Genomic DNA, 21961 nt, shown 5'->3' with positions numbered 1-21961 from the left:
TAGGAGGGTAAGTTGTATCCAAGTGATATAAGTGACAAGGAATGGGAAATTTTAGAGCCCTATGTTGCACAAGGAGCGATAGGACGACCAAGAAAACATAACATAAGAACAATTATTAATGCAATAAGGTACATAATGAGGGGTGGTTGCCAGTGGAGAATGCTACCAAAAGATTTTCCTCCATGGAAAACGGTGTATGACTATTTTCTCAGGTGGCGTAATAATGGAAAATTGAAAAAAATACATGACATGCTAGTAAAAGAGGTAAGAAAAATGGTTGGCAAAAATGAAACACCTTCAGTAGGTATAATTGACAGTCAATCAGTGAAAACGACTCAAAAAGGGGATCAAGAGGATATGATGCCGGTAAAAAAATAAAGGGTAGAAAACGTCATATTATTGTAGATACACTAGGTCTTGTAATTACTGCAGAAGTACACAGCGCAAGCATTCAGGACCGTGATGGTGCTACCAATCTTTTTGTTCAAGCTAAATGCAAAGCTCCAACATTACGTAGGTTTTTTGCTGATCAAGGGTATAAAGGTAAATTACAAAATCGATGTTTGTTGGAAACTGGATGTTTGCTAACGATTACCAAGAAATTGGTTGATACAGGATTTCAAGTTATTCCTAAACGTTGGATTGTAGAACGAACCTTTGCCTGGCTTTCCAATTTTAGACGCATGAGCAAGGATTACGAACATTCTCCTCTTACTTCAAAAAACAATATCTTATTTAATATGATTACTTCTATGCTTACTAAATTAGCCAATTAACTCCTTTCAAGACAGGTTCTCAGTACATCAAAAACATTTACCTCAAGAAAAAGCATCTCTCCCACAAATTGTCCTTCACCAATCTCGTATAATTTATCTGGCTGTTGCTTTAATACCTGTACAATATATGACTTATCCTTTGATTTATATAAAGCCACTTCTCCTAAATGGGCAAAACAATCTTTAAATAATCTCTTAATATTCTCTTGCACATTTCTCCGCTATATACTAAGATTCATATGCTAAGAAGAGGTAAAGCATTCTTCTGCCTCACACCGCTTTATATTTGCTCTACCTATGTTACAACGATCTTGACTAGTATTGCTGGACGGTGGCACATTGGCAGAGGGTTTGACTGCGTATGCAAATCAGTCCCTCTATCAAATCTTCTTGGCTCTTGTTTTGCATAGAGTGGCTGTCCAAGAGTATTCACTGTCTCATTAAAATCTGCTGGTGCAAAGTATGTTGTAAATGTGCTTGCTGTTCCTACTGGAAAACAGTGCCCTGTATCTTTGTCAATAAATCTTCTCACCGTTCCTTCAGGGTCAGTTGCTTGCCCTCTATATTCCTCAAATGTTATGCCACAGAACGTAAATCCTGACCTCATATCATTCCTTAGCGCTGCTCCTTCTTGCCATCTCTCATATGCTTCTTTCACTTTAGTATGAGAAGTAAGTGCATCAAAAAACTCAGGGCTTACCAAAGCATGAATTCCTGTCATATATTCACCACTTAGATTATCTTCTATGTGCCGCAATACTTCCAGACACTTACGTTTTACATCTGTTGTTGCTGTTCCCAGTGCAAAATTTACTACTTTTGGTGTTATTTCAAATTCGTTGTACAAATTTAATAATTCTGACCCATCAGCATCTAAAATTATTCCCTTCAGCGCTCCCATCCGCAAATGTTCCAACGTTATTGCATGTTTGTTTCTCATCAATTGCAAATGGTCCGTTATTACATCTGCCAGCGCTTTAAGTTCACTCTCTGATCCAAATGCCCTTATTCCCTGTACTTCCTCTGGTAACACTACATCATCATGTGGAATATGTGGAATCGTAAATGTTCTTACCTTTCTTTTTCCTCTTTTTCCTACTGTTGCTGGTGCTCCGGGTACTTGTGTTGGCAGTAAACTCAATACTCCGTTGTGTTCTTCTATAGTAATATGTCGAAATCTTACTGACCTACTTGGAAATAAATTTAAATTTTCAACACGTCCATAATTTATCGGCAATATATTCATCGCATTTGTTAGTGCCGTCATACTAAATGCTGTATTTGTAAATGGATTTTGCATTTCTTTCTCTCCTTTTTTTCTTATTAATTTTAGTTAAACTCCCTTGCGGATAATGATCCCTCGTACTTCAAGTTGCTTTATTGCTTCAGCTTTCTGTTCTTCAGTGATATTTGCTGGCCATACAATTGCATGATCGGCAAGAAGAGCAATACGAGTAATTATTACTGCTTTAGTATCTCCATCTTTGCTATTTACATCGCTTGTTATTACACCTATCGCTGTTTGTGTGCCATCTGTGGCAGTTGGATTTATTACCTTAATCATGTTGTCTTTATCACGACCAACAACTGTACCAAGTTTAAGATTTTGACCTTTAGCTACTGCTATTGAGTCTCTTGAATACAGGCTTGATGCCTCATACTTTAATAAGTCACCTAGATTATTTTGTTCGGTTATAGTACTCATTTTGCTTTTCTCCTTTTGTTATATATTTTAAATGCCTACGACTTTTCGCTACCTGCATCATCAACTCTTCTCCTGAATTCTGTGGTATTGCACTCAGTATCTCTGTCTTTTTCGTTTGCTCTGCAAGTAATTCCATTAAAACCTCCCTTGCTTGCTCAACACTTACGCCCTGCTCAATAAATTCTCCTATCTTTTCTGGCATCTTTGATATATTACATAAACGTATTAATTCAAGAACTTCAGTACGATACTTAGTTAAATTATTAGTTTCTTCTTTTAGGTCAGTTATAGTTTGTTCGTTCATAGTAATACTCCTGTTTTTATTAATATATTTAAACTCTGAAAGAATTGTAATTCCATCTGCAAGACCTATTTCTACTGCTTTCTCGCCAAAATATAGCCCTGCTTCTGTTGATTTGATTGCCTCTACAGAAAGGTTTCTATTGCGTGCTATTAGCTCAACCAGCATTTCATATAAACGATTCACTTCGCTTTTTAGATTTTCTAAACTCTCAGAAGTTATTGGCTCATGTGGATTTAAATCATTTTTTCTACTTCCTGCAAACACTGTGGTATATTTTATTCCACATTTTTCATCAAATCCACTTTGATCTATATGACTTGCTATTACTCCTATACTCCCAACTCCTGAAGTGCGGGTGAGAAAAATCTTTTCAGCGCTAGAAGCTATAGCGTACGCAGCAGAATATGCATCATCATTTGCTATCGCTATTATCCTCTTTTTTCCTCTTGATTCATAAATAAAGTCAGCTAGGTCAAATATACCGTTTACCTCTCCTCCGGGGCTATCTATTTCCAGTATAATTGTCTCTATGCTACTATCTGCTAATGCTTGTGTAATTTGTTCTTCTATTTGCTCATATGATGTCATTCCGAGCATTTCATCAAATGCACCAGGTTTTTTAGTTAAAATGCCATGTATCGGTATTATTCCTCTTTCACTATTTCTTACTGCATGTTTTATATTTTTAAAGATAGGCTGCTTTCCTGTTTGTAGTGACAGTAACTCAAAACTCCTTGGTTCTACCATTACACATCTGTTTAGCCATTGTTGTTTCATATCACCTCTTGATTGGCCGTAACGTCAGAATCAAAACTTAAGCCCAGTTCACTTGCACGTCTTTGATCTTCTGCTATTTCTTGGTCAATTTCTTCTACATCATAACCCATTTCTGATACTACTTCCGCTCGACTCTTGAATCCATTTCTTACTGCCATTTGCTGTGCTTGCTGATCTTTTAGCGGATCGACCCAATCAAATCCCTGTGGTATCCATTTTACTTCTTTTTTTGCTCCTTCTTTTCCCTTTGTCCATTCTTCACCTATGTCTAGCTCTCCAGAAAGTAGTGCTAACTCTAACCACCTATCCCATACAGGACGGCAAAACTGAAATACCATTATGTTATGCTGTAACATTGTACATCTCCTACGAAACTCTATTAATCCTGCTCTAATTGATGAATAATTAACACCGGTTAAATCTCCTGTTAGTTGCTCATATGTTATCCCTGTACCAATCGCTATTGCCCTGAGTTGCTGTTTCATAAACGCTTCATAACTTCCTCCTACATCTGACGGCTCTGAAAATTTTATGTCTTCTCCTGGGTCTAAAAGCTGCATTGTTCCTGGCTCTAAACCAGATAGTGCTACTCCTTGCTCATTACTTTCACTTTCTCCTAAAATATTTGCTTCAGGATCAAGTCTTGTAATAAACCCTGCAAACATTGCTGCAGTTTTCTTTCTCACCAGCTCTGCATCATCATATTGATCAAGCTCATAAAGCTTCAGCAGTATATTAGAAAGCCAAGGCTCCCCTCTGATTTGCCCAGGTCTTAATGGTCTATAAATATGTAAAACATCATTTGCTGGCACTCTCACTGATTCTCCAAACATACTTTCACCAGGGTGTTCTTTAAATAGGTAGTATGCTTCTCTTTGCCCAAGCCTGTTAAACTCAATCCCGTTTCTTATTACATTACCATTTCCTAAAGTTTGATTTGTTTTATTATCTAAATGTTCAGACTCAAGTACTTGCAGTTGTAATGGTACAGAAAATCCATCTTCGAGTTTACGATTTCGGAGGCGTACAAAACATTCTCCTCCCTCTATCATACTTCTGCATACTAGAGCTTGTAATCCATAAAAATCACTTACTCCGTTACTATCTGCTTCATCTGTCCATCTTAGCCATAATTCTTGTACTTTCTTTCGAAATTCTCCATCTCTTGCTTTTGATTGCGGTTTTATTCCTGTCCCAATAGAGTTACTCACTATGGTATCAATGATATTTGCTGCATATGGATTTTTTCTCACCATATCACGTGATCGACTACGTAAAGTTTCAAGGTTTTGAGACAGCAAATTGTTTATACTTCCTAACTCTGGTTGAAAGTGAAAAAATCTTCTTCCTGAGCCTGCTGCATCCCATGCTGAGCTTTTTATCTTTGGTTTGTTAAATAATTGCTTGAAGGTTTTTAGCAGCATTTATAAAATTCCTTTACTCGTTGAAAAAACAATCTTTCTCTTCGGTTTCATTCCAACAATCTTTAGCTCAGCTTTAATACGTTGTCTTAAGTTTAGTAAATCATTTATCTGAACTTCAGCATATCTCACCACATGATCACCATATGCAATTGATACTACTCTTTCGCCACTCTGAAGCTTCTTTATCGCTTCTTCAATTTGAACTAAATACTCTTCGTTATACATTTTCCAACCACTTACTCTGTCTCACTTTTTTAGGTTTTTTACTTTCCATTTTTCCACTCAAACTATTCCATTTATTTTCTTGCCACCTATCAATTCCAAGCGCAATAGATGCAGCTCTCGCATAAATTCGGCAATCTAGCACTTCGTTTCTTTCTCTTACCTTTTGCCACTCCTGTTTGGTGTATCCCTTTACTACCTTGCTGACTAACTGCTCTGCTGTTAGCTGCTTAAAATATTCAGGTGCGTACTCAGGAAAATGACAGTATCCAGGTAGAGCTTTTCCCTCTTCTTCTTTTAAAATATTAAGTAATTGAAAAAGCTCTGATTTTAATATCGATACTCCTACTGGCCAGAGCTTTATTCCTCTCTTTAGCTTTTGACCACCAACTGTTATATCTACTCTACTTGGGCTGCTAAGTGGTACTAGTGCTTTATTTACACCTTTGACTGCCATTACTCTTCCACAGCCTTGATGACTTCTCACCCAATTGTATACTTCTTGTGTCGCATATCCTGCATCTACTGCCATCATGCTTATCATATACTCAAGCCCATTTTCACCGATAAAATGATGATTTAAGAGCTCAGAGAGTTTTCCCCATACTTCCCTACCTCCTGTATCTCCTTCAAATACTCGGTAGTCTATTGACCAATTTTCTCTGCCTTTTCCCCAGGCTACAACTTCTACTTCCAAGCGATCTTTTTGAACATCTACTCCTGCTGTGAGAACTACTTCGCCTTTTGGTACTGTGCCAATCTGAAAAAATTCTCTCCTGTTAAATAATTGCTTCCAGTCCGGTACTTCTCCTTTATCTACCCAGGTTTCTCCAAGCGTAGTATTTATCCAAACTTTCAGTAATTGTTCACTTTCTTTCGCATGGAGAAAATCCTCTACTGCTTGAGTCCAACTATACCAGCCAACTGGGCTATAAAGACTTGAAAGATGAAATCCTTTTTTCTCACCTTTTATTGGATTTGTAGCTCTCCATTCTCCACGCTCAAGAATTCCTGTCTTTTGATGATTTTCTATCTTTTTACCACATTCTATACATATATAGTGTGCTGTATTTGGATTTTTATCTTCCCATTTTATTTGTGACCATTTTAATATTTGGTAATAATTACAATGCGGACATGGTACAAAAAAATATCTCTTATCTGTTACTTCAAATTCTTTCTCAATTCTGCTTATTCCATGAATCGTTGGTGTTGACACTAAAAAAATCTTTCGCCTTGCAAAGGTATTAGTTCGAGCAATACTAAGCAGTACTGGATCTCCTTCTCCTCCTGAATCTCCTGGATAAGCATCAATCTCATCAAGAAAGAGATACTTTACTGGCATAGACCTGAGACCTACACTGCTGTTTGCTCCAGTAATCACAACTATTCCACCTGGAAATTCCTTACTTTGTACAGTATTCCCTGAATCTCTTGATCTTGGGTCTTTTACTTTACTCTTTAAACATGGCGTACTCTCTATTAACGGTGCAAATCTTCCCTTTGACCAACGCTTTCCCATTTCAACTGTTGGCTGTACTACTAGCATTGGTCCTGGTGTTTGATCGATAATATAGCCAATCCAATTGTTACCAGCTTCTGTTCCTCCAATCTGCGCTCCTTTCATGAATACTACTTTTTCAGCCTGTGAAGAAGGAGATAGTGAATCCATGATTTCTTTTAAATAAGGAGTTCTTTCTGTTCTCCATTTACCTGGCTCTGATGCTGCAGTTGGCGCTAAAACTCGATACTCATTCGCCCACTCTGATACTTTAAGCTCTGGATCTGGTTTTAAACCTTCAGAAAAAGATGTGGCGTATATCATTGTCTGCATCTACTCATAATTGGTTCTATCTCAATATTGTTAACAGTAGAGTTTATTCCTCCACACTCCTCCAATTCCATAAACATCTTTTTCTGAAATTCGTTTTCTATATATCTTTTGCTCATCTCACTTACCATTATTGCTATAACAAAAGCAAATATCCCTGTTATTGTTGCAAAAATGATTGCACTGCTTATTGTTGTTGTTATCAACCCTATATATACTGCTACTGCTATTGCGCTGACTGTAGTATAGATGCAGATAATATTATTATGTTTTTTCGTCCTTTTATCTGCTATTTCTCTCTGTGCTATATATTTATTATGAAGGGTTGGAAAATTAATAACGGTATCTCTGCAGAGCAATGACCCATTTTTTTCAGTAAATAAAACTTTAAGTAACTCCAAATTATTTGATTTGATTGCTAAGTGCAGAACAGGTGTATAATTTGCTCCTTTTTTCAGTAGTAATTTTACTACATGTAAATGTCCTCTTTCTGCAGCAAGGTAAATCGGAGAGTGACCTTTATTATTTACAATATCAATATTGATTTCTTCTTTTAAAATTGCATCTACAATCTCAATTTCTCCTCTTTGTGCAGCTAAATGGAGTAGACTATTCTTTTCAGAACCGTATTTATTACTCATCAAAGCCTTCTTTATCTCAGGTTTAGCGTAATCAAATGGTGTTTTACCGCTATCGTCTTTTACCAGAGGGTCTATATCTTCTCGCGTTAGTAAAACTTCTATTGTTTTCAGTCTTTCAGCATAATGTAGTGGTGTTTTATTTTCGTAGTCCTGCAAATTTACTTGAGCATTAGGCTCCTTTATTAAGCATTTGAGGATATCAAGACATAAGTCTCTTTCATCGTAATTAGTATTACTTACAGCTATATGAACAGGTGACAATTTCATTGAGTTTTGTCCCATGCGCGCGCTATTCACATCTGCTCCTAGTCTCAGTAGTAACTTTACTATCTCCAGCTTTTTGTTATTAACTGCATAGTGCATTGGTGTCTGATTTCGTGCATCAAAGACATCTATTTCAGCATTTCCTTCTTTCACTAAAATTTTGACAACATTTTCATGTCCTATGCCTGCTGCTAGATGTAATGGAGTATGATGCAGAGCATTTCGTACATTAACGTCAATACCTTTTCTGATCAAATATCTAACTGCATTAACTTCACCTATCATTGCAGCTAAATGAAGTAAGCTATCTTGTTCTGACCCGTACTTGTTATTAATTAGCGCTTGTAATATTTCTGCTTTTTTCCCTTCTTTGGCGTAATCAAGAGATGTTTTACCTTCATTATCCTCCACAAAAGGATTAATATTCTTCTTCGTGAGTAATAAATCCACCATGCTTAATTCATCAAATTCTATAGCACAATGTAGTGGTGTCTTTCCATTTAATCCTCTGACATTAACATCTAATCCAGGTTGATTAATGAGACACTTTATTAACTCCAAACTTAAGTTATCAGTCATTTTATATTCAAAATCTTTTTTATATTTGAAATTTAGTATTAGATAATTCTTGTAATGAGTTTGTAATCTCTTCAGTTAGCGCCATATGAATCTTTTCAGTGTCACTCAGTGATGCAAGCAGCGCTGAAACTCTATTTGGAATATTAAGCAAATTATTACGGACAACTCTTGCTACGTTAAATGCTTCAGTTTTTACCTCTTCAATTGACACAAATTTGCCTATTTCAGCTTTCACTTTAGCTTCCAAAAGTTTACCACGCTCGGTTTCATTTTTTATTCGCGTTTTTAGCAATATCGTTGAAAGTGTTTCTCCGCGCTCTTTTCTCCTAAGTGGTTGACTTGGATCTCTTATTGCTGCTACCGCTTCATTTGCTTGTTCTCGGTCAATAAGTCCATCTTCCAGCTCAACTATTCCTTTTTTTACTAAAGAACAGACATATTGCCTCGAAAACCCTTTTTCCCTTGCCCATTCTGCTTGCGTAATTCTCACCTTTTTTTCTCCTTTTTTAGCACTGCTCAGCTATAATTTCGTAAGTAGTTAACATTTGAAATATATCTAACGCTAAAGAAGGCCCGAGGTCGGGACCACCAAACCCTCCAGCTTGGCCAAAAGGACCCACTTTTTATGATATTTCCAACGTATTAAAATCTTTACTAAAATTCATAACATAGAACATTAATGCTAAAGAATCTGCTTCATTATCATCTGTTGGACAAAAACCCTTTTCCTGCACTGCTTCAATTACATCAGCTTTACTTGCATTGCCCTTGCCAGTTATAAAACGTTTAATAGTCTTAACCGAAACACCTTGATAGGGAATATTACTTTCTTCACACCAAGCAGAAAGGTGTGCTAAAAACCCTCCATAGATATGTGCAGCATCAGTTCCCAAGTGTCTTCTCACTTCTTCAAAGTATACAACTTCAATGCCTGGAAATTTATACTTAAGTGAATTAAGCCAATTACGAAAATTTAAAAACTGCATTCCACCACCACTAAACCTGCTAACATGAAAACTCTTACTTCCACTTTGCACTATTCCATCATTTAAAATAGTCCAGCCGGTTTGTTTGCCAAGATCTAGGGTGAGCATTTCCTTTCAATTGCCGAGTACATATATATACAAGATTTGAAAAAATTACGTCCAAAAAATCTTTAATTTTCGAAATTTAACAACTAACATAAAAACTCTTTTACAGCCAGTTTGTTTACCAAGCCTTTCAATTGTTGTGTACATATATATACAAGATTTGAAAAATTTTCGTCCAAAAAATCTTCAAATTTTTAGGAATTTTTTTTTATAATTCTTGAATTTGAAGACCTTTCAAACGGGTTTCTCTACTTTTAGAGGTTTTTATTATTCTACTCTTATATTTTATATGTTTTTATATATGTGTATATTTTTATATATGTATTATATATAAGGGTTTCAGGAAGCTAGAATCCTCCATATTGGCGGACTTCAGATATGCCGTTCCTAGGAACGGTTTTAGGAACGCATGGTGAAAACCCGCCATACAGGCTAATTCTAGATTCCTGCTTCCTAATTCCTGATTTAGGAAGCCAGTAATTAGGAACGGAACTTAAGGTTATAGAGAGCATACTTTTCAACTATTTTCCTCTTAAAAATTTAAGCTATTCTTTTAATAGCGAAATCCACATTTTTAGCTCTTTAGGTGATATTGAATTTCAAAATATGAAATTCTTATATGTTTTTAATATAACTTTAGGAAGCCTGAGCTACCCATTCTTTGAAATCCATTCAAAATAGGTTCCAAAAACCTGAACTGTATTATTTTAAATTGCATCAGTATTATTCTCAAAAAAAAACAATAGAATATCAATAGATTAAAAATTGCATCAGTATTATTTATTTTTGCTCCTGTCCTACATAAGGGCATTAATAACTTCCATCCTTAAAGCATTAATTTGTTTTAGGGAAAACCATGAAATTAAAAAATATAGCTATAATTGTTAAAAACGTAAAATACCAAGCCTATAGACTAAAACTTGCTAAGTGCTTTATTGATGAGAATAACGAAGACCTTGAGCAAGAACTCTTCTGTGAAATTTGGCCATGCCTTGATCAGTATGATGAAGATAAAAGTAGCTTTAACACCTTTGTAGCAAGATTAACTGAAAATAAAGCTATTAACCTGTTAAAGAAACAGCGATGTGCAAAACGCGATATCAATAACTATATTAGTATCGATGTAACAGAGCTACTTGAGGGTGAAATAACAAAACGCATTGATGTAGACTATATGATCTCGGTTTTACCAAAGGAATGGCAAAATATATGTGAGCAACTTAAATTTTTTAACTTACATGAAGTTGCCAAAATGAACAACGTTTCAAGAACCACTTTAAACAATATTATCAAGAAGATACGTGCCAAACTTTCTCCCATTTACTACGAAGGCAAAAAGAAAAATTGAACAAAATTTTTGCCTTTCTTGTATATATATACATCGTAGCATGGATAAATAATGGTTCTTAAAATTTTGAATAATAATGAAAGATTGCAAACAATATCAACTGTAAAAATGGTCATCTTTGGTCCTTATGGTATTGGTAAAACAAGTCTCCTAAAGACCGTAGATGAACCAACACTTTGCCTTGATTTTGAAGCAGGGCTTCTTGCTGTTCAAGATTGGCAAGGAGATTCAATTAGTCTTCGCACTTGGAATGAAGCTAGAGATATTGCTTGTCTTATAGGGGGGCCTAATCCTGCGCTGAAGTATGATCAAGCATATAGCCAAAGACACCATGAACATGTATCTGGTAAGTACAAAGATCTTTTCCCTGAGTTTTCTAAATACCGATGCATCTTTGTAGATAGTATAACCGTTGCTTCACGTTTATGTCTATTATGGGCAAAAATGCAACCTGAGGCTTTTTCTGAGAGATCGGGAAAACAGGACATGAGAGCTGCATATGGATTACTTGCTCAGGAAATGATGGCTTGGCTCAATCAATTTCAACACATCAGAGACAAAGACATCATCATAGTTGGCACTTTAGGTCAATATCTCGATGATTTCAATCGTCCAATTTGGCTACCTCAATGCGAAGGGACTAAAACTGCTAGTGAGATTCCTGGAATAGTTGATGAAGTAATCAGTATGGTTGGAATCAAGAGAGATGATGGAACGGAGAAACGCTCTTTTGTTTGCCACACTTTAAACCCTTGGGGATATCCAGCTAAAGACCGCAGTGGACGCCTGAGTATGGTTGAAGAACCGCATTTAGGCAAGCTGCTTACAAAGATTAAAAGCAAGTTTTAAAATTTAAACATGGAGAGTGATATATGTTACAAAACCTATTAACTGATTTTAACACTGTAAAACCGCAAAGTAGATTGATACCAAAAGGTACAATAGTAAAGGTAAAAATGACAATCAAGCCTGGAGGTTATGAGCATTGGTTTACTAAAAGCCCCACTACCGGTAGCATTTATTTAAATACAGAATTTACCGTTATTGAAGGCCCATACGCAAAGCACAAAATTTATCAAATAATTGGTATTAAAAGTAGTAAAGCAGAAGATACTTGGGGAGAAATGGGTCGTTCTATGCTTCGCAGTATCTTGGAATCGGCACGTGACATTCATCCACATGATAACTCAGAAAATGCAATCCTTGCTCGTAAGTTAAATTCAGTTGCAGAATTAAATGGCTTAGAGTTTACAGTAAAGGTAGGTGTTATAACTGATGAATATGGAGAGAAGAACAAAATTGCCTCGGTAGTTACTCCAGAATACCGCAAAAATTATGAAATTGACAGAGTACCATTTTGAAGTACGACGAGGAAAAGCTTTGGTCTGCTGTCGTTACTAGAGGTATTCAGGACGCAGTAGGAAAAAACCCAAAGCTAAGAGAAGAAGCAATTAATTGGCTGAATTCAAAATCTTTTGAAACTGTTTGTGAGCTAGCTAATCTCAACTTTACACGTATGAAAAATATGTATGGGAATTTTATGTCTAAAAAGCAAAAAGAGTTAAAGATGTTATTAATTGATAATATCAAGGAGTGTGTTTCTTACCTACTTCCAAATGGTGAGTTTTACCGAGAAAAAACTTATATTGGAGACTTAAATGGAAATACAATTACAGTTAAAATAGTAGGTAAGGAAGCTGGTGATTGGCGTAATTTTACTGAAGGAACTGGTGGTGATATTATTGATCTTTGGATTTTAATTAAGGGTGATATATATTCTGCTAGAAAGTGGCTCAATAAAAAATCAAAGAGTGGAGAAAAAAAAGGGCGGAAAAGAGAAGAAAAAATATTTTCTGTAAAGCAGTACTTAAGTGATCAATCACCAATACCAGAAGATATAATAGCTCCACGAATTCTCACTCCAGGTGGTCTTTTAGTCATTGGTGGTACGCCAAAGGTTGGCAAAAGTTATTTTCTTCTCTCTTTGCTTGCACATCTTGCAGCAGGAGTGTCGTTTCTTAAGATGAAGTCAGCAAGGCCACTAAAAATAATCTATCTGCAAAATGAGATGGAGTACAATTATATCAGGGAACGCATACAACAAATCATAACTAATCAAAGGCTGCCAAATCTAGCAGAGGAAAACTTGATTGTTACTACAAAGATGAGATTAACTTTAAATGATGAAGGTATAGAGAGAATAAAAGATATAATAGGAGAAAAATTTAAAACGATAGATCTTATCGTTTTGGATTCTCTTGACTATGAAAATATGTTTTCTGGCCTGCAAAGCAGAGTAGAAAAACTACGTTCTGTAATTAATCCTATGGCTGGAATCATTATTACACGTCATACCAGAAAAGTATCCACAGCTACACTCGCAAAAAGTCCTTTTCAAGCTTTAATTGGTGCTAATGCTTTAAGAAGTTTTTATACATCTGGTATGGTAATGTTTCAACCAAATAAACGTACAAATGTCTTGCAAGTAGTATATGAGCTAAGAAACGGTAAATCAATACCAGCAAAATTCATTAGCAGAGTAAATGGGCGTTGGCAGAACTCTAAAGTTATAGCTACGGCTTAATTTATCCACAAAAACCGACACTATGCTAGAGCTAAAAACTCAGCTTTTGCAAAACATCAGATCTTGTCTTTTTCATCTTTTACCAAGAGGGACATTTCGTGGTGATAAGTTTTATGTAGGTGATGTACAGGGTAACAAGGGCAAAAGTACTGTAATAGAGTTAACAGGCGAAAGAGCCGGATTATGGAAAGATTTTGCAACTGGAGAAGGTGGTGACATTATTGATCTTTGGGCAACGGTACACGGGAAGAATGCGAGAATAGAGTTTCCTGAAGTAATGCTCTCAATAAGTGAATGGCTTGGAAAAACCAACTTCAAAGAACAGAGAAATTTAGAACAATACTTAACTTGTAGTTGGAACTACTACGATGAAAATAACCAATTGATTGTAATAGTCTACCGTTATGATCCTCCTTTAGAGAAAAAACAGTTTAAACCATTTGATGTTAAAAAACAAAGATTCAAAGAGCCAGAAATAAGGCCACTCTACAACATTCCAGGTATTTTAAAATCTGATAAGGTTGTTCTGGTTGAAGGAGAAAAATGCGCAGAAGCACTTATAGAGAAAGGAATAACTGCAACAACAGCAATGTTTGGAGCAAATGCGCCTATTGATAAAACAGATTGGACTCCGCTTAAGGGCAAGCATATTATTATTTGGCCAGACAACGATGAAGCAGGTAATAAATATACCAAAAACGCTGAAAAGAGACTTTTAGAACTTGGTGTTGCATCACTTGCTACGCTTAAGATTCCACCGAATAAACCAAAGAGTTGGGATGCTGCTGATTGTGTGTTAGAGGGAATAAATATTGAAGAATTTATCGAAAAAAACTCAAGAAAAATAATTATTAAACCACCACTTGATATTTTTAGCTGGAGCGTAGAGCGTTTTGTAGGCCCAGTACCAAAGCAAAGATTCTTGGTTGAAGGATTATTTCCTTTGGGTGTAACCTCCATTTTGGCTGCAATGGGAGATACAGGCAAAGGTATGCTACTTCTTGACCTAGCCCTTAAGGTTGCAGGTAGCATAGATCAGGTATGCGGATTTGGTCCACTTGTTACTGAACATGGATCTGTGGTGGTATTTTCTGCGGAGGATGATACAAATGAAATACATCGTCGCTTAGAACGACTTGATCCAAAATGCGAGAGATTGAAATATAAAGGTAGGCTATTTATTGTACCATTACCAAACATCGGAGGATCTCTTACCATACTTAAGAACGTTCGCGGTAAAGTTGTAGAAATCTCTCCAGAATTTGAGTCGGTAATGAAGCAGCTGAGCAGGATAAAGGATTTAAAGCTCATTATATTTGATCCCCTTGCTTCTTTCATTCATGCAGATTTAAATGCTGATCCAGCAGTAGGGGATTATCTCATGTGTTTATTATCTGATTTAGCATGTAGCACTGGAGCTTCAATAATTACTGCACATCATATGAGAAAGCTGAAGGGAGAAAAGCCTATATCAACAGTAGAGCAAGCACGAGATGCTATTCGAGGCACTTCTGCTCTCGTAAATGGAGTCAGGTGTTCTTTTGCTTTTTGGCCTGTTGAAGATATGACTAAACCAATGATTTTTAGGTCAATTAGAAAAATCCCAAGACAAAATGCACTATTTTATGGAGCTGTTGTTAAAGCAAATGGCCTGGCTGATCGTACCATACGCACTTACCTAAGAAATGAAGAAACAGGGCTATTGGAAGACATCACTGAACAATTAAAAGCTCAAAATATTAGCGATAAAGATCTTAAAATATATCTTATTGATTCAATTGCGCGAGCTGCTATTTCAGGACATCCATTTACTCACACAGGAAGTGCAGGAATACATAAACAACGACATAGACTGCCTGAAGTTTTTCATAGTATGGGAAGAGATAGATTAGAGCGTATAGTGCAAGAGCTTTTACAGGCAAAGCAAATAGTTAAAGGAATGGCTAATGGTTCAAAAGAGGATAAATGGCTCGATATTAAAACAGGACCATTTGCACGTGGAGTGGGAAAATTTATTCATGGAGCTGAAAAAAACTATTTTTGATAACAAAAAACTCTATTTTTTTATAGTCAAAGTAAAAGGGTTAATACGATAACCATGTGATGATCTTTGCCAACCAAGGGTTTGTATTACATCATCACGTTCAATACTTAATCCTAATTTCTCAGCCAATGTAGCTTTGATCGTTTTTTGCATCTTGTTTAATGGTTTTCTGATTTGATGTTCTAAATCTGCTTCTAAACTAAGTCCCAAGAGTTTTTCTAACTGATTAATATTGAGAAGTGTATGTTTTTCAGGTGGTAATTCTTTCTCACAGTCATGTAAAAATTGCTTGAACAATATTCGAAAAATATTAAGGCATGATGCAGCTTTTTTATTTATAACTTCAATACTATTAACATATACCATACCTTTAACTACTTGTAACTCCAAAAGTTTTGTTGGTATAATTGGTTCAACACGTTTAAGCGAAATATATGAAGCTGGTAAAACTTGCAAAGAAGTATTTTCTACCACCTCTGGTACTCCTCTTTTATCTGCCTCTTGGAATATCTCAGTTACAGTCTTAAGCTGACAAAACAGTTTCACCATTGGCACTACATATAGATTCAGCAATAGATTTGGTATATCTTTTTTTAGAGTGATGAGAACTGTCGGATGGACTCTAAGTTTATCTATAGTTAAAAATATCGCATCAGTACAAAAATCAAGGATTATTAGATTTACAATACGACCTTGATTACAAATATAATAAACTCCTTTTTCCACTTTTTCCCACATAAGTCTTGAATCATTCAACTTTGTTTCAAACCAGTCTATGATTTTCTCTATATTTAAGTATATGGATAAGAGATGAAATCTCTGTTTTTTATAAGTATTAGGCAAAATATGACGAGAACAGTTTTCACAAATAGCGTCATCACATGCTTCATCAAAGTCTGGATCGATAAAAATCTCATTGCTACAACTTGGATCAATTACATTTGGCCAATCAAGATGATCTTCTTCACGAGAGCAAACAATATAGTACCTTTCTTGCATTTTTATCAATCCAAGATCAAATAAGTATCTTGCTGCTTTAATGTGATTTTGACTTGGATTAACCCAAGAACTATTTGAACTTAAAAGATCAGCAATTTGCTCGTGAAAGGATTTTAAGACCATAAGATTGTTCCATATGTTTCTTCAGGTCCTCTCTTTCTTTTTTATTGAGCGGATGCTCTGAATAATAAATTTCCCCACTTGATTTGAAAGAAAATGTTACCTTTTTGTTTTGGAACATTACTTTAGCTGATTGAATAGATTGTAGTATGTTGCCAATAGACGGCTTTAAAATATGTAACTCTGGTGCAATAGGATCGTACGGCTTTACACTTAAAGTAAGATATGTATTACTATTTTTAAAATAATCTGACTTAAAATTTAACTCAAATATACAAATATTAGGGTCAGAACCCTCTATACATGCTTGAAGGAATTTATGCACTTGTAGTAGAAAGTTCTTATCCTGTATATTTACAAAAGTACATTCGCAGTTAAAATAACCACTTACAATACTATTTGCTATTTCCACAGCTTTATTGGTATTTTTAGCACAGAGATTAACCTTTGTACCATCAATCGAAAAATCTAAAATCATCCACTCAGGTTTATGGCCATGAACAACTTTGTTTGAATTAAGCAGTAAATCCATGTCACTTCCTCGACGTACAAACATATATATCCGATCTTGATGATGGAAAAAACCCTGCAATTGGTTTTCAAACTTCAGTATCTGCTCTACAGCTTCTTGTGACATAAATTCCTTGAATGAAGTGTTTATTTGTCTTGGTGATTTCTGTAGAGCAAATGATACGAAACCTCTCTTTTGTACTTTATCAAAGTGATAGACAGATTTTAGAAGTTCACAATTTATGTGAAACAGTAAAAATAACAAGGATCTTTTATCATACTTAGTATTATTTTTTATCAGGTACGATCTCATTAACTCTTGAGTGAGGGCAAATCTTGCTACTTCACTGACTGTAGCTTCAAGTTTCGTACGATCAAAGTAGCTAATGAGATAATAGTTAAAAAGAGAGTCAGAGTAACTGGCAAGTATCTTACGTTTTTGTTGAGTGGATCTATCATCGTAGTCTCCGTCTTGAAAAAGTTGTCCATTTAAATGATTTTTAAAGCAATGCTGAAAAATAATGCTCAGTTGTTTACCAGAAAGGGAATCTAACCAAGACTGACGTATATTAGAATCCTGAAAACGATCTAATAAAAGGTTAACAGGAACTTCTAAGTCGCTCTCCCAGAATTTATGACTTGGATAAATCTCCATAACATATTAAATAAGCCATGTTATACATAATATGATGATTTAGGCAAAGATTTTTTGGACATAATTTCTTCAAATCTTGTATATTTATTAGGGAGAATTTGTGTGAACTAGATAGCTTTCTTAAACGAGACATAAGGTGTGCATTGGTTTAGTTTAATAGAAGTCTCCTAACCTATAAAAAAATTCACAGGAAGAAAAACATGCAAAAAGGAGAGTTGGCTATTTATTGGGGTTATAAGCCTAATCGATTGGCAGATACATATCTAGCAGATGCTTATGAACAATTATTGAAATGTAAAATAAAGGAGGTGAAAGAAAATGACAACAGTAAGCTTATATGCAAGAGTTTCATCAAGACAACAAGCACAGGAGAATACGATAGAGAGTCAGATTGTAGAATTGGAGCGTCGCATTAGTAGCGATGGACATGAGTTATTAGATGAGCATAAGTTTGTCGATAATGGTTATAGTGGATCAAATTTAGAACGTCCTGGCTTAGAAAATTTACGTGATAGAGTAGCAGAAGGTAAGATTGATAAGATATATATTCATTCACCTGATCGGCTATCACGTAAATTTTCATATCAAATGATCTTACTCGAAGAGTTTAAAAAGGCTGGATCTGAAATAGTATTTTTGAATCATAAGTTTGATGATAATCCGGATTCCCATTTATTTCTACAGATTCAGGGAGCAATAGCAGAGTATGAACGTGCAAAGATTATGGAACGAAACCGTAGAGGTAAACTTCATGCGGCCAAAGCTGGGTGTATAAGTGTGATGGGTAGGGCGCCTTACGGTTATCGCTACATAGCAAAACATGTAGGTGAAGGAAGTGCTCAATTTGAGGTTGATGAAGAAGAGGCAAATATAGTGCGTAAAATATTTAGTCGGGTTGGCCAAGAAAGAGCAAGTATAGGAGAAGTTGTACATGAACTGAATAAGATACCGGTAATAACACGAACAGGAAAAAGGTATTGGAAAAGGAGCACTATTTGGAACATGTTAAAAAATCCTGCTTATATAGGACAAGCAGCTTATGGTAAAACTAGGACATGCTCAAAACCACAAGTAAAAAAATCAAAAAAAGGAACTTGTGGTAAACTTAAAAGTGGTCGCTTTAATAGTGATAAAGAGAATTGGACTTATATTCCAGTACCAAAAATAATCAATGAGCATTTATTTGATTCAGTGCAGGCACAACTAACTGAAAATAGGCAAAGAGCAAGAGTACGACAAAGAAGAGAAACATATTTATTGCAAGGTTTAATGGTATGTCAACGTTGTCAATATACTTATTGTGGTACAAACCACGTTCATAAAAAGTCGACATATTATTACTATCGTTGCTCTGGTACAAACTCTAGCAAATTCAATGGCAATAAAATCTGCGATAATAAATCAATACGCACTGATATATTAGATGGAGTTATATGGGAAGAAGTCAAGAGTATCTTGAAAGAGCCAGATAGGATTGCAAATGAATATCAACGTAGATTATCAGAGAACAAAAAACCTTTACATAATCAAACACGTGAAAAGCAAGAAAGTAAGTTAAGATTAAGTATCAAAAAATTTATTGATAGCTATGCTAAAGGGTTTATAAGCCAAGAAGAATTTGAACCAAGAATCACAACAATGAAACAGCATTTGAAAGAAATTGAAGAAGAGAAAGAAAGAACGCTTGATCAAAAAAAACTACAACAAGAATTGAGCCTTGTTACAGATAGCTTGAAAAACTTTTCCTCAAGTGTTGAATCAAAGCTTGATCAAGTGGATTGGCAGACTAAGCAAAATATTATTAGAATGTTAATTCATCAAATTGAAATCAATCACAATCACTTGTATATAGTATTTCGCATAAAAAGTCTTGCAAATTTTGATCAAAATAGCCATAATAGAATTATGCAATGTTGTACTAGCAGTCAATATTGTTGGACTGCCTGATAAAACTGTTGCAGAATCTAAAGAGCGCATCAGAGCGGCATTAAACTCAATTAATTTACTACTACCTCCAAAAAGAATCACAGTTAATCTTTCCCCTGCGGATTTGCTTAAAGAAGGTAGTCATTATGATTTAGCTATTGCTGTTGGATTACTTGTTGTAATGAATGTGATACCAGTTGAAAAAGTTCAGTCTTATATAATTATGGGCGAGCTTGCACTAGACAGCAGAGTCATACCAATCTCAGGAGTACTTCCAACAGCAATCAATGCAAAACAGGCAAATAAAGGAGTAATTTGCCCAAGGGGAAATGGAGTAGAAGCTTTATGGGTAAAGAATGTTTCTATTCTGGCTATAGAGAAATTAACCGATATTATCAGACATTTTAAGGGTGAGCAGTTAATTCAGCCGGTAACTTTTAACTATAGCGCTGCACCCAAAGAAAAAAATTCAGTTCCAGATATAAAGGATATTAAAGGTCAAGTTGTTGCAAAAAGAGCAGCTGAAATTGCAGCAGCAGGTGGACACAATATGCTCCTTGTTGGACCTCCTGGTACTGGAAAATCAATGCTTGCTAAGCGATTTATAGGGCTATTACCTGATTTGACTGAGCAGGAGATGATTGATGTTAATATTATCTCTAGCATAACAAAAGCCGGTAACGAAACATTTAAAGTAACTCGTCCCTTTCGTGAACCTCATCATTCATGCTCCATGCCAGCGATGATAGGAGGAGGAAAAAATGCAAAGCCTGGGGAAATCACCATGGCTCACAATGGTGTGTTATTTCTTGATGAGCTACCTGAATTTCCAAGGCTTGTGCTTGATTCTCTACGCCAACCACTTGAAGATAGAAAGGTAACTATTGCACGTGCAAATGCTCACATTACTTATCCAGCTAATTTTCAACTTATAGCTGCAATGAATCCCTGCAGGTGCGGTTACTTAGGTGATGCAAGTAGATCGTGCAACAAAGCTCCAAAATGCGGCACAGATTATAGAAATAAAATATCAGGACCATTGCTTGATAGAATAGACATATGCATCGAAATGCCAAACGTTAGCATACTTTCTCCTGAAATCTCTGTGGAGGGAGAAAGTACCGAGGTTATAAGAGGAAGGGTGATAGCAGCGAGAAAAATTCAAACTGAGCGTTATAGTAAATTTAATATTCGTTGCAATGCAGAAGTCAGTGGTGAAGCATTAAATAAATTCACTGAACCAGATCAGGAAGGGTTAGAATTGCTAAAATACGTACTGAAAGAAAATTATATTTCCAATCGAGGTTACGCGCGCATATTAAGAGTTGCAAGAACCATTGCAGATCTTGCGAAAAGTGAGGAAATAAAAAGAGCACACATTGCAGAAGCGCTGAATTACAGAATAAGAATGTATAAATAAATTAATCTGCTTGACAGAAAACTTTTTTTGCCATATACTGCCATTAGTGAAATTTTAATATTTTTGGAGTAAAGTTATGAAAACAATTGGAGAAATAAAAAATAAATACATAAGTGAAGGGCTTTGGTCAGCAGCTAAAGAAGTTCCTGTGCAAGGTTGGAATCTTGTAAAAGAAGATCCGCGTAAAACAGTTTTTACTTTTGTAGCAATTGCAGCAGTAGCTTCACTTACAGCTGCTTATTTTTTAAGTCCAGCTTATGCAACCTTTGTTGGTACAGTTGGAACAAAAGCTGCAACACTTGTTAATCCTGCGATTACTGCAATGTCTAATTTTGCATTTGCTCATCCACTCATTGCTAGTTTGATAGTTCTTGCTGCAGTAGCAGCTTTAATAACTGCACCTGTGTATGCATATAAAAACAGTAATAAGGCAAGTCAAATTAAAGATCTCAATAAAGAGAATAGTGATAAGGCAAGGCAAATTGAGGGAGTAAAGCAAGGTGTACTTAATGCTTGTGTAAGAGAAGGTAATAATAAGCCTAAAGCTAATGGTGATAATCTAGAATTTATTGATGATGAAAATGTCCGTACAATATTCTTTGATACTGTTGTCTCAGCAGTTGGGGGAGCAAAAAGCATTATTCTCTAAGTAACTTTGACAAAGCAAAGGGATAGGCTTCTATCCCTTTTTCACAATTTTTTTTTGCATTCTAAGTAGTGCTGTTTGAAAGCCTGCAATTA

21 protein-coding genes are annotated in these 21961 nt (G+C 35.5%); 9 read left to right on the top strand and 12 right to left on the bottom strand.

The features are described from left to right. Window positions 1–12: 12 nt before the first annotated feature. A protein-coding gene (locus ABWU56_RS06080) for an IS5 family transposase (RefSeq protein ID WP_353281091.1) occupies window positions 13–776 on the top strand; the annotation gives its coding sequence in 2 pieces (ribosomal slippage) (window positions 13–367 and window positions 367–776; 765 coding nt in all). On the opposite strand, the gene ABWU56_RS06075 is transcribed toward ABWU56_RS06080, so the two are convergent. The 10 genes from ABWU56_RS06075 to ABWU56_RS06030 all read right to left on the bottom strand — a co-directional run bounded on the left by ABWU56_RS06075 (window position 773) and on the right by ABWU56_RS06030 (window position 9617). Continuing rightward, window positions 773–988 carry a hypothetical protein gene (locus ABWU56_RS06075; RefSeq protein WP_410542166.1) on the bottom strand — a complete coding sequence of 72 codons (216 nt, stop codon included), beginning with the start codon at window positions 986–988 and terminating at the stop codon, window positions 773–775. The two genes, ABWU56_RS06080 and ABWU56_RS06075, sit on opposite strands and share 4 nt — an antisense overlap. 83 nt (window positions 989–1071) lie before the next feature. Beyond that, a complete protein-coding gene (locus ABWU56_RS06070; RefSeq protein ID WP_264688347.1) occupies window positions 1072–2076 on the bottom strand; it encodes a major capsid protein in 1005 nt (334 codons plus the stop codon). A 33-nt stretch (window positions 2077–2109) separates the two neighbouring features. Further along, the gene (locus ABWU56_RS06065; protein WP_264377349.1) at window positions 2110–2481 is read right to left on the bottom strand and encodes a head decoration protein; all 372 of its coding nucleotides are present in this window, start codon (window positions 2479–2481) and stop codon (window positions 2110–2112) included. Then, complete coding sequence (locus tag ABWU56_RS06060) at window positions 2456–3562, bottom strand: S49 family peptidase (RefSeq protein ID WP_264377348.1); 1107 nt, start codon at window positions 3560–3562, stop codon at window positions 2456–2458. The genes ABWU56_RS06065 and ABWU56_RS06060 overlap by 26 nt, the downstream gene beginning before the upstream one ends. Next, window positions 3559–4986 (bottom strand): phage portal protein, encoded by a 1428-nt coding sequence (locus ABWU56_RS06055; RefSeq protein WP_208571635.1) that lies wholly within the window; start codon window positions 4984–4986, stop codon window positions 3559–3561. The genes ABWU56_RS06060 and ABWU56_RS06055 overlap by 4 nt, the downstream gene beginning before the upstream one ends. Beyond that, entirely contained in the window at window positions 4987–5211 is a 225-nt protein-coding gene (locus ABWU56_RS06050; protein ID WP_143689022.1) for a gpW family head-tail joining protein, read from the bottom strand. Further along, on the bottom strand, window positions 5204–7033 hold the full coding sequence (locus ABWU56_RS06045) for a phage terminase large subunit family protein (RefSeq protein WP_264377347.1): 1830 nt from the start codon (window positions 7031–7033) through the stop codon (window positions 5204–5206). The genes ABWU56_RS06050 and ABWU56_RS06045 overlap by 8 nt, the downstream gene beginning before the upstream one ends. Continuing rightward, on the bottom strand, window positions 7030–8523 hold the full coding sequence (locus ABWU56_RS06040) for an ankyrin repeat domain-containing protein (RefSeq protein WP_353281295.1): 1494 nt from the start codon (window positions 8521–8523) through the stop codon (window positions 7030–7032). Before ABWU56_RS06040 ends, ABWU56_RS06045 begins: the two co-directional genes overlap by 4 nt. A 19-nt stretch (window positions 8524–8542) precedes the next feature. After that, on the bottom strand, window positions 8543–9013 hold the full coding sequence (locus tag ABWU56_RS06035) for a hypothetical protein (RefSeq protein WP_226079475.1): 471 nt from the start codon (window positions 9011–9013) through the stop codon (window positions 8543–8545). Window positions 9014–9146: 133 nt separating this feature from the next. Then, window positions 9147–9617 carry a hypothetical protein gene (locus ABWU56_RS06030; RefSeq protein ID WP_015587746.1) on the bottom strand — a complete coding sequence of 157 codons (471 nt, stop codon included), beginning with the start codon at window positions 9615–9617 and terminating at the stop codon, window positions 9147–9149. A gap of 853 nt (window positions 9618–10470) precedes the next feature. On the opposite strand from ABWU56_RS06030, the gene ABWU56_RS06025 reads away from it, so the two are divergent. The 5 genes from ABWU56_RS06025 to ABWU56_RS06005 are packed head-to-tail and all read left to right on the top strand — an operon-like array spanning window position 10471 to window position 15590. After that, on the top strand, window positions 10471–10962 hold the full coding sequence (locus ABWU56_RS06025; RefSeq protein ID WP_077188249.1) for an RNA polymerase sigma factor: 492 nt from the start codon (window positions 10471–10473) through the stop codon (window positions 10960–10962). 51 nt (window positions 10963–11013) lie between these two features. Then, window positions 11014–11811: an ATP-binding protein gene (locus ABWU56_RS06020; RefSeq protein ID WP_077188248.1), complete on the top strand. Its 798-nt coding sequence runs from the start codon at window positions 11014–11016 to the stop codon at window positions 11809–11811. 23 nt (window positions 11812–11834) lie between these two features. Next, window positions 11835–12323 carry a hypothetical protein gene (locus ABWU56_RS06015; protein WP_015587751.1) on the top strand — a complete coding sequence of 163 codons (489 nt, stop codon included), beginning with the start codon at window positions 11835–11837 and terminating at the stop codon, window positions 12321–12323. After that, window positions 12320–13546 carry an AAA family ATPase gene (locus ABWU56_RS06010; protein ID WP_264377342.1) on the top strand — a complete coding sequence of 409 codons (1227 nt, stop codon included), beginning with the start codon at window positions 12320–12322 and terminating at the stop codon, window positions 13544–13546. The genes ABWU56_RS06015 and ABWU56_RS06010 overlap by 4 nt, the downstream gene beginning before the upstream one ends. A gap of 22 nt (window positions 13547–13568) precedes the next feature. Beyond that, complete coding sequence (locus ABWU56_RS06005; protein WP_264377341.1) at window positions 13569–15590, top strand: AAA family ATPase; 2022 nt, start codon at window positions 13569–13571, stop codon at window positions 15588–15590. 12 nt (window positions 15591–15602) lie between these two features. Here ABWU56_RS06005 and ABWU56_RS06000 read toward each other — a convergent pair whose 3' ends face one another. Both ABWU56_RS06000 and ABWU56_RS05995 read right to left on the bottom strand, forming a co-directional pair. Further along, a complete protein-coding gene (locus ABWU56_RS06000; RefSeq protein ID WP_264377340.1) occupies window positions 15603–16712 on the bottom strand; it encodes a hypothetical protein in 1110 nt (369 codons plus the stop codon). Next, complete coding sequence (locus tag ABWU56_RS05995; RefSeq protein ID WP_226079480.1) at window positions 16678–17874, bottom strand: hypothetical protein; 1197 nt, start codon at window positions 17872–17874, stop codon at window positions 16678–16680. The genes ABWU56_RS06000 and ABWU56_RS05995 overlap by 35 nt, the downstream gene beginning before the upstream one ends. Before the next feature lie 318 nt (window positions 17875–18192). Here ABWU56_RS05995 and ABWU56_RS05990 point away from each other — a divergent pair, with 318 nt between their 5' ends. The 3 genes from ABWU56_RS05990 to ABWU56_RS05980 all read left to right on the top strand — a co-directional run bounded on the left by ABWU56_RS05990 (window position 18193) and on the right by ABWU56_RS05980 (window position 21869). Beyond that, entirely contained in the window at window positions 18193–19821 is a 1629-nt protein-coding gene (locus ABWU56_RS05990; RefSeq protein ID WP_353281292.1) for a recombinase family protein, read from the top strand. Further along, entirely contained in the window at window positions 19754–21220 is a 1467-nt protein-coding gene (locus tag ABWU56_RS05985) for a YifB family Mg chelatase-like AAA ATPase (RefSeq protein WP_353281290.1), read from the top strand. Before ABWU56_RS05990 ends, ABWU56_RS05985 begins: the two co-directional genes overlap by 68 nt. A gap of 76 nt (window positions 21221–21296) precedes the next feature. Continuing rightward, window positions 21297–21869 (top strand): hypothetical protein, encoded by a 573-nt coding sequence (locus ABWU56_RS05980; protein ID WP_353281289.1) that lies wholly within the window; start codon window positions 21297–21299, stop codon window positions 21867–21869. Window positions 21870–21961: the final 92 nt, after the last annotated feature.

It is taken from the genome of Wolbachia endosymbiont (group B) of Horisme vitalbata, from assembly GCF_964028625.1.
In the GTDB taxonomy this organism is placed as follows: domain Bacteria; phylum Pseudomonadota; class Alphaproteobacteria; order Rickettsiales; family Anaplasmataceae; genus Wolbachia.
Note: the sequence above shows the minus strand (reverse complement) of the source record. Positions and strands in the feature narration are given on the sequence as shown.

Bases quoted from the DNA above. Each gene is read 5' to 3' on its own strand.
- ABWU56_RS06070 (WP_264688347.1), bottom strand. From the start codon at position 2,076: ATGCAAAATCCATTTACAAATACAGCATTTAGTATGACGGCACTAACA.
- ABWU56_RS06065 (WP_264377349.1), bottom strand. From the start codon at position 2,481: ATGAGTACTATAACCGAACAAAATAATCTAGGTGACTTATTAAAGTAT.
- ABWU56_RS06060 (WP_264377348.1), bottom strand. From the start codon at position 3,562: ATGAAACAACAATGGCTAAACAGATGTGTAATGGTAGAACCAAGGAGT.
- ABWU56_RS06055 (WP_208571635.1), bottom strand. From the start codon at position 4,986: ATGCTGCTAAAAACCTTCAAGCAATTATTTAACAAACCAAAGATAAAA.
- ABWU56_RS06050 (WP_143689022.1), bottom strand. From the start codon at position 5,211: ATGTATAACGAAGAGTATTTAGTTCAAATTGAAGAAGCGATAAAGAAG.
- ABWU56_RS06045 (WP_264377347.1), bottom strand. From the start codon at position 7,033: ATGATATACGCCACATCTTTTTCTGAAGGTTTAAAACCAGATCCAGAG.
- ABWU56_RS06040 (WP_353281295.1), bottom strand. From the start codon at position 8,523: ATGACTGATAACTTAAGTTTGGAGTTAATAAAGTGTCTCATTAATCAA.
- ABWU56_RS06030 (WP_015587746.1), bottom strand. From the start codon at position 9,617: ATGCTCACCCTAGATCTTGGCAAACAAACCGGCTGGACTATTTTAAAT.
- ABWU56_RS06025 (WP_077188249.1), top strand. From the start codon at position 10,471: ATGAAATTAAAAAATATAGCTATAATTGTTAAAAACGTAAAATACCAA.
- ABWU56_RS06020 (WP_077188248.1), top strand. From the start codon at position 11,014: ATGGTTCTTAAAATTTTGAATAATAATGAAAGATTGCAAACAATATCA.
- ABWU56_RS06015 (WP_015587751.1), top strand. From the start codon at position 11,835: ATGTTACAAAACCTATTAACTGATTTTAACACTGTAAAACCGCAAAGT.
- ABWU56_RS06005 (WP_264377341.1), top strand. From the start codon at position 13,569: ATGCTAGAGCTAAAAACTCAGCTTTTGCAAAACATCAGATCTTGTCTT.
- ABWU56_RS06000 (WP_264377340.1), bottom strand. From the start codon at position 16,712: ATGGTCTTAAAATCCTTTCACGAGCAAATTGCTGATCTTTTAAGTTCA.
- ABWU56_RS05995 (WP_226079480.1), bottom strand. From the start codon at position 17,874: ATGGAGATTTATCCAAGTCATAAATTCTGGGAGAGCGACTTAGAAGTT.
- ABWU56_RS05990 (WP_353281292.1), top strand. From the start codon at position 18,193: ATGACAACAGTAAGCTTATATGCAAGAGTTTCATCAAGACAACAAGCA.
- ABWU56_RS05980 (WP_353281289.1), top strand. From the start codon at position 21,297: ATGAAAACAATTGGAGAAATAAAAAATAAATACATAAGTGAAGGGCTT.